Annotated in this window: 16 protein-coding genes; 5 read left to right on the forward strand and 11 right to left on the reverse strand. The window is 75.0% G+C overall.

Annotated elements, in window-relative coordinates; translation table 11 throughout:
- Positions 1–79 precede the first annotated feature (79 nt).
- Together JUB12_RS10025 and JUB12_RS10030 are read left to right on the forward strand one after the other, a co-directional pair.
- Positions 80–1,642 (forward strand): RNA polymerase sigma factor, encoded by a 1,563-nt coding sequence (locus JUB12_RS10025; protein WP_205699487.1) that lies wholly within the window; start codon positions 80–82, stop codon positions 1,640–1,642.
- A gap of 287 nt (positions 1,643–1,929) precedes the next feature.
- The gene (locus tag JUB12_RS10030) at positions 1,930–3,558 is read left to right on the forward strand and encodes a diguanylate cyclase (RefSeq protein ID WP_205699488.1); all 1,629 of its coding nucleotides are present in this window, start codon (positions 1,930–1,932) and stop codon (positions 3,556–3,558) included.
- Here the strand turns inward: JUB12_RS10030 and JUB12_RS10035 are convergent.
- The 8 genes from JUB12_RS10035 to JUB12_RS10070 are packed head-to-tail and all read right to left on the reverse strand — an operon-like array spanning position 3,515 to position 8,230.
- Positions 3,515–3,868 carry a tRNA-binding protein gene (locus JUB12_RS10035; RefSeq protein WP_205699489.1) on the reverse strand — a complete coding sequence of 118 codons (354 nt, stop codon included), beginning with the start codon at positions 3,866–3,868 and terminating at the stop codon, positions 3,515–3,517. The genes JUB12_RS10030 and JUB12_RS10035 overlap by 44 nt on opposite strands.
- On the reverse strand, positions 3,865–4,506 hold the full coding sequence (locus tag JUB12_RS10040) for a hypothetical protein (protein ID WP_205699490.1): 642 nt from the start codon (positions 4,504–4,506) through the stop codon (positions 3,865–3,867). Before JUB12_RS10040 ends, JUB12_RS10035 begins: the two co-directional genes overlap by 4 nt.
- A 31-nt stretch (positions 4,507–4,537) precedes the next feature.
- Positions 4,538–4,945, reverse strand: a complete 408-nt coding sequence (locus JUB12_RS10045; protein WP_205699491.1) for a hypothetical protein — start codon at positions 4,943–4,945, stop codon at positions 4,538–4,540.
- Between the two features lie 49 nt (positions 4,946–4,994).
- Positions 4,995–5,270: an Lrp/AsnC ligand binding domain-containing protein gene (locus JUB12_RS10050; RefSeq protein WP_205699492.1), complete on the reverse strand. Its 276-nt coding sequence runs from the start codon at positions 5,268–5,270 to the stop codon at positions 4,995–4,997.
- The gene (locus tag JUB12_RS10055; protein ID WP_205699493.1) at positions 5,267–5,944 is read right to left on the reverse strand and encodes a metal-dependent hydrolase; all 678 of its coding nucleotides are present in this window, start codon (positions 5,942–5,944) and stop codon (positions 5,267–5,269) included. The genes JUB12_RS10050 and JUB12_RS10055 overlap by 4 nt, the downstream gene beginning before the upstream one ends.
- Positions 5,945–6,277, reverse strand: a complete 333-nt coding sequence (locus JUB12_RS10060; protein ID WP_205699494.1) for a hypothetical protein — start codon at positions 6,275–6,277, stop codon at positions 5,945–5,947. It abuts the gene before it with no gap.
- Positions 6,278–6,298: 21 nt separating this feature from the next.
- Positions 6,299–7,063, reverse strand: a complete 765-nt coding sequence (locus JUB12_RS10065; RefSeq protein WP_205699495.1) for a rhomboid family intramembrane serine protease — start codon at positions 7,061–7,063, stop codon at positions 6,299–6,301.
- A 48-nt stretch (positions 7,064–7,111) separates the two neighbouring features.
- Positions 7,112–8,230, reverse strand: a complete 1,119-nt coding sequence (locus tag JUB12_RS10070) for a carboxylate-amine ligase (RefSeq protein ID WP_205699496.1) — start codon at positions 8,228–8,230, stop codon at positions 7,112–7,114.
- 40 nt (positions 8,231–8,270) lie between these two features.
- On the opposite strand from JUB12_RS10070, the gene JUB12_RS10075 reads away from it, so the two are divergent.
- Positions 8,271–9,356: a class I fructose-bisphosphate aldolase gene (locus JUB12_RS10075; RefSeq protein ID WP_205699497.1), complete on the forward strand. Its 1,086-nt coding sequence runs from the start codon at positions 8,271–8,273 to the stop codon at positions 9,354–9,356.
- 60 nt (positions 9,357–9,416) lie between these two features.
- On the opposite strand, the gene JUB12_RS10080 is transcribed toward JUB12_RS10075, so the two are convergent.
- Both JUB12_RS10080 and JUB12_RS10085 read right to left on the reverse strand, forming a co-directional pair.
- The gene (locus JUB12_RS10080) at positions 9,417–9,926 is read right to left on the reverse strand and encodes a nitroreductase family deazaflavin-dependent oxidoreductase (RefSeq protein ID WP_205699498.1); all 510 of its coding nucleotides are present in this window, start codon (positions 9,924–9,926) and stop codon (positions 9,417–9,419) included.
- Between the two features lie 62 nt (positions 9,927–9,988).
- Entirely contained in the window at positions 9,989–10,852 is an 864-nt protein-coding gene (locus JUB12_RS10085; RefSeq protein WP_205699499.1) for a hypothetical protein, read from the reverse strand.
- A 162-nt stretch (positions 10,853–11,014) separates the two neighbouring features.
- Between JUB12_RS10085 and JUB12_RS10090 the strand changes: the two genes are divergently transcribed.
- Positions 11,015–11,530: a thermonuclease family protein gene (locus tag JUB12_RS10090; RefSeq protein WP_205699500.1), complete on the forward strand. Its 516-nt coding sequence runs from the start codon at positions 11,015–11,017 to the stop codon at positions 11,528–11,530.
- Here JUB12_RS10090 and JUB12_RS10095 read toward each other — a convergent pair.
- Positions 11,527–12,066, reverse strand: coding sequence for a dihydrofolate reductase family protein (locus JUB12_RS10095; RefSeq protein ID WP_205699501.1), 540 nt, complete (start codon positions 12,064–12,066; stop codon positions 11,527–11,529). The two genes, JUB12_RS10090 and JUB12_RS10095, sit on opposite strands and share 4 nt — an antisense overlap.
- Here JUB12_RS10095 and JUB12_RS10100 point away from each other — a divergent pair.
- Positions 12,065–12,367, forward strand: a complete 303-nt coding sequence (locus tag JUB12_RS10100) for a hypothetical protein (protein WP_205699502.1) — start codon at positions 12,065–12,067, stop codon at positions 12,365–12,367. The two genes, JUB12_RS10095 and JUB12_RS10100, sit on opposite strands and share 2 nt — an antisense overlap.
- The last annotated feature ends 81 nt before the right edge of the window (positions 12,368–12,448 follow it).

Raw genomic sequence — 12,448 nt, forward strand, 5'->3', positions numbered from 1 at the left:
GCAAGTGCGCAACCCCTGGCGCTCCCAGGGGTTCTGCTCCTTGCGGAGGCGTTCTGCCCTCCGTCTGACCGACCGCTGCATGGAAGCCCACACGACATCCCTGCCGCTGCGCCACGCGGGCCTGCGCGCGCCGTCGCCGCTCCTGCGCCTGCAGGGCGACGAGAAGCTCATCGCGCTCACGCGCAAGGGCCACCCGGGCGCCTACGAGGTGCTCGTCGCGCGCTACCAGGCGCGGCTCCTCGCCTTCTGCCGGCACATGCTCAGCTCCCGCGAGGACGCCGAGGACGTCCTCCAGGAGGTCTTCGCCGCCGCCTACCGCGCGCTGCTGCAGGACGAGCGCCCGATCAACGTGCGGCCGTGGCTGTACCGGATCGCCCGCAACCGGTCGCTCAACCACCTGCGCAAGCAGACCGCCATCGGCGTGGACTCCATGGACGTCCACCTCGCCGACGGTGGCCAGACGACCGCCGAGCAGGTCCATCGGCGCGAGGACTTCCGCCAGCTCGTCGCCGACGTCCAGACGCTGCCCGAGACGCAGCGCACGGCGCTGCTGCTGCGCGAGATCGACGCGCTGAGCTACGAGCAGATCGCCGAGGCGATGGAGACGACCGTCCCGTCGGTCAAGTCGCTGCTCGTCCGCGCCCGCGTCTCGCTCGCGGAGGCCGCCGAGGCGCGCAAGCTCACCTGCGAGGAGGTGCGCGACGAGCTCGGCGAGTGGTCCGAGGGCCTGGGCCGCGTCTCGCCGCCCGTGCGCCGCCACCTGCGCGGATGCGAGCGCTGCAGTGCCTTCAAGAAGCAGCTGAGCTCCACGAACAAGGCGCTGGCCGCGGTCTTCCCCGTCGGCCCGCTGCTGCTGCTCAAGAAGTTCCTCATCGCCCAGGGCGGCATGTCGGCCGGCTCGGCCGCCGCGGCAGGCACCGCCGCCGCCGGCTCCGCGGGCGCCGCCTCCGCGCTGACCGCCGGCGCCTCGGCGATCGCCACCAAGACCGCCGCCGGCCTGGCCGCCGCGGCGATCGTCACCGCGGGCGCCGTCGAGGTCGACCACGCCCGCCAGTCGCGGACCAAGGCCGCCAAGGCCCAGCCGGAGAAGGTCGTCGCCGCCGCGCCGGCCGCCCCCGCCGCGGTCGCGGCGCCGCCGGTCGTGGTGGCCAGCGAGCCGCAGCCGGGCGCCGCCCCGGCCGCGCCCGTCAAGGAGCCCGTCGCCGAGCCGCACGAGGCCACGGCCGTCAAGGCCGACGCCGGTGCCGACGCCCCGGCCGCCGAGCGCCCCGTCCCGGTCATCATCGAGGGCCAGGACCAGCCGGCCGCCGGCGAGCCCGCCGCCGCGCCGCTCGGCCCCCAGCAGGGCTCCACCACCTCGCGCCTCCCGCACCAGCCGGGCGTCTCCCAGCCCGGCCAGGTCCCGCACGCCTCCACCGCGACGCCGCCGGCGCCGCAGCCGATCCCCACCCCGGCCGCGCAGCCCGCGGCCGCGCCGCCGGCCGACCCGGCGCCCGCCGCACCGGCGCCGACGGCCGCGACCGAGCCGGTCACGGCGTCGCAGCCCGCGCCCGCTGAGCCGGTGGCCCCGGTGCAGCCCACGCCCGCCCCGGCGCCGCAGCCGCCCGCGCCGGTCGTCCCGGACGCGTCCGCGCAGCCGTAGGGGCGTTCCGCCCCGGCGGTCGTCGTGGGATCCCGCGGCCGCCGATCGTGACCAAGGGAGGGCGGGCGCCAGCTGCGTGGCGCCCCGCGCGCGACGGTCACGGTCCAGCGGAGCGGGGATGCGCCACGCCCCGTCGACCCGCGGAGCCCGCGAACGCGGGGCGCCCCGGCCACACCACCCGACCGCCCCACCCCGCCGCCCGCCCGGTCGGACCGTCCGCCCGGCGCTCAAGGGGCGCCCCCGAGAGGCCGATGCCCCGAAGAGCGGCGTGTCTGCCGTGCCCCCGGATGTCCGCCGCCCTCCCCGCCAAGCCGTTTCGCCTCTGCTTCCCGGCAGCGGGTGCCCTGGGACTGCTGTCGGTGCTCGTCCCGCACGACCCGGCCACCGACGAGGCGGCGGTGCTCGTCATCTCGCTCCTGTCGCTCGCGCTGGGCGTGCCGTTCCTGCGCCGGCCGACGCTGCCGGCGGGCTGGGTCTCCGCCGCGCTGGCCGCCGCGACGGGCCTGGCCTCCGCCGCGATCCTCGCCACCGGCGGCGTGCCCAACGCCTCGACGGCGCTGTACACGTGGATCGCGCTCTACGCCGCCTACCTCCTCCGCCGCAGCGTCGCCGTCGCGCACGTGGTCCTCATCGCCGGGCTGTACGCGGCGGTCGTCGCCCTCTCGCCGCCCGACACCCCGCCGGTCGCGCACTGGACGACCTCGATGGGCACGCTCCTCGGCGCGACGCTCCTGGTGAGCGCCCTGAAGGGCCGCCTCGACGGCGTCATCGACGACCTCAGCGATGCCGCGCGGACCGACCCGCTGACCGGGCTGCTCAACCGCCGCGCCCTGCACGAGGTCCTGGACCTCGAGCTCGAGCGCGCCCGGCGGACGGGCCGCCCGCTCGCGCTGCTCGTCCTGGACGTCGACCGCTTCAAGCTCATCAACGACGTGCACGGCCACGCCGAGGGCGACCGGCTCCTGCGCGACATCGGCGCCGTGCTGCGCGCCGAGGCTCGTCGCACGGACTCGCCCGCGCGCCTGGGCGGCGAGGAGCTCGCCGTCCTGCTCCCGGAGACCTCGGCCCAGCAGGCCGTCCTGGTCGCCGAGCGCCTGCGCACCGGCATCACCCAGGCGCTGTCGGGCGCCGGCCACGTCGTGACCTGCTCGTTCGGCATCGCCGCCTTCCCCGAGCACGGCGAGACCCAGGATGCGCTGCTGCACTGCGCCGACCAGGCGATGTACGCCGCCAAGCGCGCGGGCCGCGACCGCGTCGTGCGCTTCCAGCCCGGTACGACCGAGGAGCTCCTGGGTCGCGGAGGCGACCCGAGCGCCCGCAGCCGGGTCGACGCGCTCGTCCTGCTCGCCGAGTCGTTGGACCTCCGCGACACCGGCACCGCCGCCCACTCGCGGACCGTCGGCCGCTACGCCGGCGCGCTGGCCGACGCCCTCGGCTTCGGCGACGACGGCGTCGAGCGCGTGCGCCTCGCGGGCGTCCTGCACGACGTCGGCAAGCTCTCGATGCCCCACGACGTCCTGCACGCGGCCCGCGCCCTCACGCCCGAGGAGCGCACGCTGGTCGAGCGCCACCCCGAGCTCGGCGCGCGCCTGCTGGAGAGCGCCGGCCTGTCGGACCTCAGCGTCTGGGTCGAGTGCCACCACGAGCGCCCCGACGGCCGCGGCTACCCGCGCGGCCTGCGCGGCGACGCGATCCCGCTCGAGGCCCGCGTCCTGGCCGTCGCCGACGCCTTCGAGGCGATGACCGCCGACCGCCCCTACCGCGCCGGCATGAGCGTCGCCGAGGCCCGTGCGGAGCTGCGGCGCTGCGCGGGCACGCAGTTCGACGAGCAGGTCGTCGCCGCCTTCGACGACCTCCTCGAGCGCGGCGCGCTCAGCCCAGGCGGTCGCCCGGCTGCGCTTCGGGCGACGGGCTGACGAGCAGCACCGTGCCGTCCTGGGCGTAGGTCCCGAGGACGAGGACCTCGCTGCGCACGGGTCCGACCTGGCGCGGCGGGAAGTTCACGACGCCGAGCACGAGCCGGCCGACGAGCTCCTCGCGCGGGTAGTTCGTGATCTGCGCGCTCGAGCGCTTCACGCCGAGCTCCTCGCCGAAGTCGACGCGCAGCTTCCACGCCGGCTTGCGCGCCTCGGGGAACTCCTCGACCTCGACGATCCGCCCGACGCGGACGTCGACCTCGAGGAAGCGCTCGAAGCTCGTCTGGGCCTCGACGAGCGGGTCCCTCACGGGCGCTCCGTGCCGAAGCGGAACGAGCGCAGCGCGACCTTCATCGGGCCGTTCTGGCCGACCGCCGAGAAGCGCGGGACGGCCGGCGTGCGGCGGACCTCGAGGCGCAGGTCGGCGCCCTTGCGCTGCGTCGGGTCGGGCAGCAGCAGCAGCCGGCGCCCGTACCACGTGGCGCCGTCGCGCTTGAACTGGAAGTACAGCTCGTAGCCCTGCTGGCGGTTGATGTTCGCCCGCCCCTCCTGGCGGCGGACGAACCCGTCGTACTCGCGCTCCATCTCGCGCACGAGCGTCTCGACGTAGATCGGCAGGATGCCCGCCGCGTCGCCGCGGAACGGCGGCAGCTCGAGCGGCGCCACGCGGTAGGCCAGGCCGCGGCCCCGCAGGGCGACGCGCCCGTCGCGCGGCTGGCCGGCGAGCCGCAGGGCGTCGTCGTGGACGAAGTTGTAGGCCGGGTCGGCGTCGCGGACGACGACCACCGTGCGGTCGTCGCCGCGCGAGGCGTACGCGACGGCGACCAGCACCACCACGAGGGCCGCCAGCCCGGCGAGCGCGAGCTGCGCGGCGCGCGGGAGCCGGCGCAGCCGGGGCGCCAGCACCTCGGGCAGCGTCGGGCCGAACTCGGGGCGGACGACCGACATCGTCCGCTGGAGGCTAGAGGTCCGCCCGCGGCTAGGGCGCCGCGGTGCCGCCCGGCGAGGCGTCCGGGCGCTCGTCGCCCGCGCCGCCCTCCTGCTCCTCGCCGCCGGGCGAGACGCCGCCGGTGCCGCGAGGGGTGGTCTGGGCGGGCGCCGGCGCCGGCGCCGGAGCGGTCTGGGCCGGGGCGGGCGTGGGTGCGGCCCCGCCGGTGCCCTGCGGCGACGCGCTGCCGCCGCCGGCCTCGGTCGTCGTCGTGTCCGTCGGCGTCGTCGGGACCGTGTCGGTCTCCGCGGGCGCCTCGAGCGGTGGGGCGGTCACCGTCTGCATCGGCAGCTCCTCCGCGCTGGGCTCGTCGTCCCCGCACGCGGCGAGCGCGACGCAGAGCGGCAGGACCGGCAGCAGGCGGGCGAGACGGGCGGCACGGCGGCGACGGCGGGACATGCCCTGCGCCCTTCGCCGCGAGCCCCGCCGATCCTGCACGGGGCGGCCCTCAGCCGCCGACGTCGAACAGCGCCTCGAGGTCGTGCTTGGAGAAGACCTCGAAGGCGACCATGGTCTTCGTGCGCACGACGCCCGGCAGCTGCACGACCTGCCCCGTGATGACCTCCGCGAGCTGCTCGTGGCGCGGCACGCGGACGATCGCGACGAAGTCCCACTCGCCGGTGACGCTGTAGGCCTCGGCGACCCCCTCGAGGTCGGCGAGCGCGCCGCCGAGCGACGGCAGCGCGTCGCGCTCGGCCTCGACCAGGACGACGGCGTGGGTCACAGCGACAGCACCTCACCCGGGTCGAGCAGGACGACCTCCTGCGCATGGCCGGCCGCCTCCACCTCGCGCTTGAACGCCGCGGCGTCGGTCGCGATCGGCGGGAACGTGTCGTAGTGGCACGGGACGATCCGCGTGGCCCCGACGAGCTCGGCGGCGACGACGGCGTCGTGGCGGTCCATCGTGTAGTGGCCGCCGATGCACATCAGCGCGAGGTCGATCTGCTGGCGGCGGGCCGGCAGCGCGAGGTCGCTGAACAGGCCGGTGTCGCCCAGGTGGTAGACGGTCGTGCCGCCCAGCTCGACCACGAGCCCCGCCGGCGTGTTCGACGTGCCCTTGGGCGTCGTCGAGGTGTGCCACGCCGGGGTCAGCCTCGCCGTGACGAAGCCGAGGTCGACGGTGCCGCCGATGTTCGGGTCGCGCACGTCGAGGCCCTCGTCGGCCAGCTCGCGGGCCAGCTCGACGATCGCCACGACCGTCGCGCCGGTGCGCTTGGCGATCGCCACCGTGTCGCCGAGGTGGTCGGCGTGGCCGTGGGTGAGCAGGATCGCGTCGGCCGTGACCTCGTCGGCCGACGCGGCGGCCTTCGGGTTGCCCGTGAGGAACGGGTCGACGAGCACCGTCTTGCCGTCGTGCTCGAGGGCGAACGCGGCGTGCCCCAGGAACCGGACGTCCATCTAGGCCTCCTCTCGCTGCCGGCGCAGCTCCGTGGCGAGCTCGAGGCCCGCGGCCACGCCGACGAGCATCCCGAGCCGGGTCTCCTCCGCGACGAGCGTCCGCACGGCGGTGAGCCGCTCCTGGACGTCGTCGGCGCCCGCCGCCTGCGCGACGGCCTCCTCGTGGGCCTCGCCGAACCAGCCCCCGGCGTGCAGGGCCTCGTTGAGCACGCGCGTCAGCGTCGGCGCCGCGTGCTGGACGATCTCCTGGGCGTGGGCGAACCGCTCGGGGTCCTCGCTCAGCGCGGCGACCGCGGCGTCGACCTCCTCGGCCGTGAAGCGCTCGTCGGGCACGCGCCCGACTCTACCCAGCGACTAGCGGTTGGCCTCGGTGCGCAGCAGCAGCGCACCGACCACGGCGCCGACCCCGAGGCCGACGAGCTCGGCGACCGCGCTGGCCTCCTCGGTGGCCAGCGGCAGCAGCCCGAGGACCAGCGCGAGGACGAGGGTCCCGAGCAGGTCTCCGTCGTGCTCCTCGCCGCGGCGCGCGCGCAGCAGGTCCGGCAGCGCCCAGGCCGTCAGGAGGCCGAGGGCGGCGCCCGGGGCGCCCAGCACGAACGGGTCGGGCTCGACGGCGGCGGCGACCGCGTTGCCGCCGACGCCGGCGGCGAGGAACAGCGCGATGACCAGCAGCGCGCCGTGGCGCAGCTCGAGCCGCCAGCCGTAGATGCCCACGGCCAGCAGGACCGGCAGCTGGTACCAGACGTCGACGTAGGTGAACGACGCCGTGAGCAGCCGCCACTGCTCGCCGCCGAGGTCCGAGAGCGCGACGTCGACCGGCTCGACGAACGACAGGACGAGGTAGCCGACGAGCGACAGCGCGAGCAGGGCGATCGTCGCCCGCGGCTTGCCGATCGGGTCCACGCGCAGGCCGGGGATCTCGCCCGAGCGCAGCGGCCCGAGCGTCGGGCGCGGCATCCGCCGGCGCGGCTCGGCGGGCTGGGCCTCGCCGCTGCCGCGGTCGATCTTCGGCGCGCGCTTGCGCAACCGGGTGCCGCAGTACGGGCACTCGGTGATGTACGGGCTCACCTCCGACCCGCACTTCTTGCAGACCACGAACAGGTCGGGGGCGCCCGCCATGCCGCTCCGATGATACGAGCCGACGGTGCTCGGCCGGCGTGCTCGGACCTACGGCGCTTCCGGGTCGCCCGCGGTGGCCTTCACGATCTCCGACATCACCTCGCGGAGGTCGTGGTTGGCCTCGTAGACGACGACCTGGCGGGCGGCGCCGTTGCCGCGCGCCAGGATGTCCTCGACGCCGTCGAGCTCGGCGGCCGAGCCGAGGTCCTGCGCGTGGTCGCGCAGGCGGTCCAGCAGGCGGCGCGCGAGGGTGCGGGTGCTCACGCGCTCCGACGAGGGCAGGTCGACGAGCTCGCCCTCCAGGCCGTGGCGCGCGGCGAGCCACTTGTTCTCGTCGAGCATCTGCCACGGGTACTCGCCGAGGTGCCGGCCCTCCTCGAAGTGGATGGCGAGCTCGCGGACCATCGCCTGGATCAGCGCCGCCAGGCCGAGCGTGTGCTCCACGCGTGTCTGCGCGTCGCACACGCGGATCTCGACGGTGCCGAGCTTCGGGTGCGGGCGGACGTCGTACCAGAGCCACGTGTAGTCCTCCATGACCCCGGCCTCGACCATGAAGCCGACCTCCTTGGCGTAGTCGTCCCAGTCGCGGTAGGACGGCGGGACGCCCACGCGCGGGAAGGCGCGGAAGATCGGCATGCGGGTCGACGCCAGGCCGGTGCCGTCGGCGCGCCAGAACGGCGAGTTGGCGCTCAGCGCGAGCAGGACCGGCAGGTGCACGCGCATGCCGTTGGCGACGTGGATGGCCTTGTCGGGGTCGTCGAGGCCGACGTGGACGTGCATCCCGAAGATGAGCTCCTGGCGCGCGACGAAGCGCAGCTCGGAGATGAGGTCGCGGTAGCGGGGGCGCGCGACGATGCGCTGGTCCTCCCACATCGCGAACGGGTGCGTCCCCGCCGAGCCGATGGTCAGCCCGCGCTGCTGCGCGGCGTCGGTGACCTGCCGGCGCAGCAGGCGCAGCTGGTCGCCCGCGGCGGCCGTGTTCGGGTGCGGGTCGGTGGCGATCTCGCAGACCGACTCCATGAGCTCGGGCTTGATCCCGGTGCCCGACGGCGCCTGCTCGAGCAGCGACTCGATGGCGTTCACCAGGTCATGGGACTGCTCGTCGACGATCATGAGCTCCTCCTCGATCCCGAGGGTGAAGCTCGGCCCGGTGAAGGCGTGCTCCATGTAGCGGCGGACCCTACCCGCGCCGGGTAGGTTTCCCTGCATGACCACTGCCGAGATGACCAGCTCGCGCCTCGAGGAGCTCCTCGGCGCGGACGGGGCCTCGCTGCTCACGCACGAGTGCAAGACGATCCCCGCCTCGAACCTCCACCTGCCGGGGCCCGACTTCATCGACCGGGTCTTCACGGACACCGACCGGCCGGTCAACGTCCTGCGCAACCTCCAGTGGCTGCACAACTCCGGCCGGCTCACCGGCACGGGCTACGTCTCGATCCTCCCCGTCGACCAGGGCATCGAGCACTCGGGCGGCGCGTCCTTCGCGCCCAACCCCCTCTACTTCGACCCCGAGAACATCGTGAAGCTCGCGATCGAGGGCGGCTGCAACGCGGTCGCCTCGACGGTGGGCGTGCTCGGCGCGGTCAGCCGGAAGTACGCGCACAAGTTCCCCTTCATCGTGAAGCTGAACCACAACGAGTTCATCTCGTACCCCAACGCCTACGACCAGATCGCCTTCGGGTCGGTCCGCAAGGCGTGGGAGCTCGGCGCGGCCGGCGTCGGCGCCACGATCTACTTCGGCTCGCAGGAGTCGCGCCGCCAGATCGTCGAGATCGCGGAGGCCTTCGAGGAGGCCCACCGCCTCGGGATGTTCACCGTCCTCTGGTGCTACCTGCGCAACAGCGCCTTCAAGGTCGACGGCGTCGACTACCACACGGCCGCCGACCTCACGGGCCAGGCCAACCACCTCGGCGTGACGATCGAGGCGGACATCATCAAGCAGAAGCTGCCGGAGACCAACGGCGGCTACACGGCGCTCAACCAGAACGGCTCGTACGGCAAGACGAACAAGCTCGTCTACGAGAAGCTCACGACCGACAACCCGATCGACCTCACCCGCTACCAGGTGGCCAACTGCTACCTCGGCCGGGCGGGCCTCATCAACTCGGGCGGCGCCTCGGCGGGCGAGACGGACCTCCAGGAGGCCGTGACCACCGCCGTCATCAACAAGCGCGCCGGCGGCATGGGCCTCATCTCGGGGCGCAAGGCCTTCCAGCGCCCGATGGACGAGGGCATCGGCCTGCTCAACGCGATCCAGGACGTGTACCTCTCCCCCGAGGTCACGATCGCCTAGCGCTCGCGCGCGCATCGACGGCAGTGCGGAGGGCGGCCCGGTGGGCCGCCCTCCGTCGTCTCAGGGCCGGGCGGTCGCGGGCGTGAGCCGCATGACCGGGATGCGCCGGCCGATCGGCGCCGTGCGCTTCTGGTAGTCGGCGTAGCCCGGGAAGATCCGGACGGCCTGCGCGAAGAGGCGCTCGCACTCGTCGGGGTCCGCGACCTCCTTGGCGACGAACGGCTCGCCGCCGAGGCGGCACGCGGGGTGGGCCTTGAGGTTGTGGTACCAGGACGGGTGCTTCTCGCGGCCGAAGCTCGAGGCGATGAGGACGACCTCGTCGCCCTCGTGGAAGTACAGGACCGTCGCCTCGCGCGGCTGGCCGGACTTCGCGCCCGTGGTCTCCAGCAGCGCGCTCGGGATCATCAGCCCGAACCCGACGCGCCCGTTGGAGTGGCTCAGCAGCCACGGGTCGACGCGCGAGGCGATGTTGATCGCGATCCACCGCCCGGGCGGCGTGCGCAGCACGCCCATGTAGGCGCGCCGCGCGAGCCCGTGCTGGCGGCTGGGGTCGACGTGCGTGAGGGCCATCGGCCGACGCTATCGGCGCGGCGCGCCGGGCCGCGGACGAACCGGCGCGCCGCGATCTGTGGTCATCGCACCTTGACGGTGCGCACCATGCCGCGCCGCGTGTGCTCCCGGTCCTGCGAGGCCTTCGACGCCCAGAAGCAGGCGAGCACGACGCTGCCCTTGCGCGGGCCGATCGGGACGTCGACCTGCGCACCGGGCGAGACCAGTGCGACGGGCTCGCTCGGCGGGCCGCCGAAGAGGCGCTCGGCCGGCCGGCCGCCGCGCTTGAACGTCGCGACGAGCCGCTTGGCGGCGGCCGCGCTGCGCGCCGGGAAGGCGATGGCCATGTGCAGCTGCTCGCCCGCGTTCGTGAGGCGGACGGTGCCGCCGGCCGGCAGCGTGCCGCTGGGCCCGTAGGAGTACTCGTCCATCGCGATCGTCGCGCTCGGCGCGGGGGCGGCGGCACCGGTCGGGTTGCCGGCCACGTCGAAGAACGTCGAGCGCACGCGGGCGTCGGTGACGTCGAGCACGCCGTAGGTCCCGGCGGCCAGGTCGAGCACGGCCTTGCGCGCGGCGCCACGGCGGGCGTTGCCGCCGTCGACGAAGTCCCCGACGTCCTTGGCGATCTGGTCGATCTGGTTGGGCGTCAGCTCCTTGCCGCCGTTGGCCAGGCGCGCGGCGGCGGCCTCCCGGGTGACGCCGGGCTTGAGCCGCAGCAGCTCGTACTCGCGGCCATCGCCGGTGGCCTGGCTCGTGATGACGACCCGCGTGACGCCGGGCCGGACGCCCGTGGACACGATCGCCGGTGCGCGGCCCTTGGCGACTGACGCCTGGAAGGTCGCGGGCTGGACGGGCGCCTGCGCGTCGGCGGTGACGGCGCCGGCCGTCAGGACGCTCGCGAAGGCGGTCGCCGCCGCGGCGCGGCGGCGCATGGTGGTGCTGGCCATCGGTGGACCTCCCCCTGGTGTGTGCGGCCGGTGCGGCCCTGGTGGCGCGCGACGCTACGCCGAGCCGTTCGTGGCATGTGTGACGTGCGCATCACGGTTGTCGCACTTCCGTTGCACGTCGGCGTGCACGCCGTCGGCGCCGGGTCCTAGCCTCGGGCGCCGATGCGGATCAGCGCCCCCTTCCCGTGGTTCCTGCTCGCCGGGCTCCTCGCCGCCCTGGCCCTCGGGGTGGGCGGCGTCCCCGGCTCCGGCGGCGCCCAGCGCGCGCGCCTCGAGGGGCGCGTCGTCCGGGTCGTCGACGGCGACACCGTCCGCGTGCGCCTCGACGGCCGGGCGAAGGACGAGCCCGTGCGCCTCATCGGCGTCGACACGCCCGAGTCGGTCAAGCCGGGGTCCCCGGTCGAGTGCTTCGGCAAGAGCGCGGCGGCCTTCACCCGGCGCGAGCTCGACGGCCAGCGCGTGCGCCTGGAGCGCGACGCCGAGGAGCGCGACCGCTACGGCCGACTGCTGGCCTACGTCCGCCGCGACCGCGACGGCTGGTTCCACAACGCCGAGCTGGTCCGCCAGGGCTACGCGCAGCCGCTCACGATCCCGCCCAACGTCCGCTACGCGTCGCGCCTGCGCGACCTGTCGCGGGCCGCGCGGCGCGACGGCCGGGGGCTGTGGTCGCGCTGCTAGACGACCCGGAACCAGAGCATCCCGCCGACCGGCGACGGGTCCACCGGCTCGAGTGCCACCTCCGCCCCGCCCGGCACCCCGTACACGGGCGTGCCGTCGCCGAGCAGGACCGGCACGACGTGCATCGCGACCTCGTCGAGCTCCCCGAGCTCCAGGCACCGCCGGGCGACCTCCGCGCCGAGGACGTTGACGTAGCGGCCCGCCGCCGCCTCCCGGGCCTGCGCGATCGCGGCCGGGAGGTCGTCGAGGAACGTGGTGTGGGCGACGGCGGCGTCCGCGGGCGGGTCGTGGCTCACGACGAACGCCGGTCCCTCCCACTGCCCGCCGAACGCGCCCTCGGCTTCGGTCCCGGCGTTGGGGTCGTCGCCGAAGAACGTCCTGCGGCCGATCAGCAGCGCCCCGACCTGGGCCAACAGGTCCCCGGTCTCCGGCGCCCGCGCGGCGTGGCGCGCGAGCCACTGCATGTCGCCCTGAGGACCGGCGATGAAGCCGTCCAGGGACATCGATGCCGCGTACAGGAGCGTGCTCTGGGCCATGGTCCTGAGACCGTCGCAGACGCTGCGGCTCATCGCCGGTGAGCTAGCCTTCCCGGGGTCCATGCGGATGCGCCAGGAACTCGCGCAGCTCGAGCAGGCCTTCGTCGAGGAGGCGGAGGCCGCACGCCTGCAGCGCGAGCGGCTCCAGCGCCAGGCCCAGATCCGCTCCTACGAGCGCCACCGCCGCCGCGCGCACAAGCGCGGCACGCTGCGGTTCACCGGCCTCGTCCTGGTCCTCATCGCCACCGCCGTCCTGGTGACGCTGGCGATGTTCCAGACGCTGTACATCGTGATGGGCTGAGCGGCGTCCCTGTCCGTGATGACGCGCGTCGGGGTCGCCGCGGCGGACGGGATCGCCGCTGCTCGGCACCGAAGAGGGGAC

This window comes from Conexibacter sp. SYSU D00693 (assembly GCF_017084525.1).
GTDB lineage: Bacteria > Actinomycetota > Thermoleophilia > Solirubrobacterales > Solirubrobacteraceae > Baekduia.

Bases quoted from the DNA above. Each gene is read 5' to 3' on its own strand.
- JUB12_RS10025 (WP_205699487.1), top strand. From the start codon at position 80: ATGGAAGCCCACACGACATCCCTGCCGCTGCGCCACGCGGGCCTGCGC.
- JUB12_RS10030 (WP_205699488.1), top strand. From the start codon at position 1,930: ATGTCCGCCGCCCTCCCCGCCAAGCCGTTTCGCCTCTGCTTCCCGGCA.
- JUB12_RS10040 (WP_205699490.1), bottom strand. From the start codon at position 4,506: ATGTCGGTCGTCCGCCCCGAGTTCGGCCCGACGCTGCCCGAGGTGCTG.
- JUB12_RS10045 (WP_205699491.1), bottom strand. From the start codon at position 4,945: ATGTCCCGCCGTCGCCGCCGTGCCGCCCGTCTCGCCCGCCTGCTGCCG.
- JUB12_RS10055 (WP_205699493.1), bottom strand. From the start codon at position 5,944: ATGGACGTCCGGTTCCTGGGGCACGCCGCGTTCGCCCTCGAGCACGAC.
- JUB12_RS10065 (WP_205699495.1), bottom strand. From the start codon at position 7,063: ATGGCGGGCGCCCCCGACCTGTTCGTGGTCTGCAAGAAGTGCGGGTCG.
- JUB12_RS10070 (WP_205699496.1), bottom strand. From the start codon at position 8,230: ATGGAGCACGCCTTCACCGGGCCGAGCTTCACCCTCGGGATCGAGGAG.
- JUB12_RS10075 (WP_205699497.1), top strand. From the start codon at position 8,271: ATGACCACTGCCGAGATGACCAGCTCGCGCCTCGAGGAGCTCCTCGGC.
- JUB12_RS10080 (WP_205699498.1), bottom strand. From the start codon at position 9,926: ATGGCCCTCACGCACGTCGACCCCAGCCGCCAGCACGGGCTCGCGCGG.
- JUB12_RS10085 (WP_205699499.1), bottom strand. From the start codon at position 10,852: ATGGCCAGCACCACCATGCGCCGCCGCGCCGCGGCGGCGACCGCCTTC.
- JUB12_RS10090 (WP_205699500.1), top strand. From the start codon at position 11,015: ATGCGGATCAGCGCCCCCTTCCCGTGGTTCCTGCTCGCCGGGCTCCTC.
- JUB12_RS10100 (WP_205699502.1), top strand. From the start codon at position 12,065: ATGGTCCTGAGACCGTCGCAGACGCTGCGGCTCATCGCCGGTGAGCTA.
- JUB12_RS10095 (WP_205699501.1), bottom strand. From the start codon at position 12,066: ATGGCCCAGAGCACGCTCCTGTACGCGGCATCGATGTCCCTGGACGGC.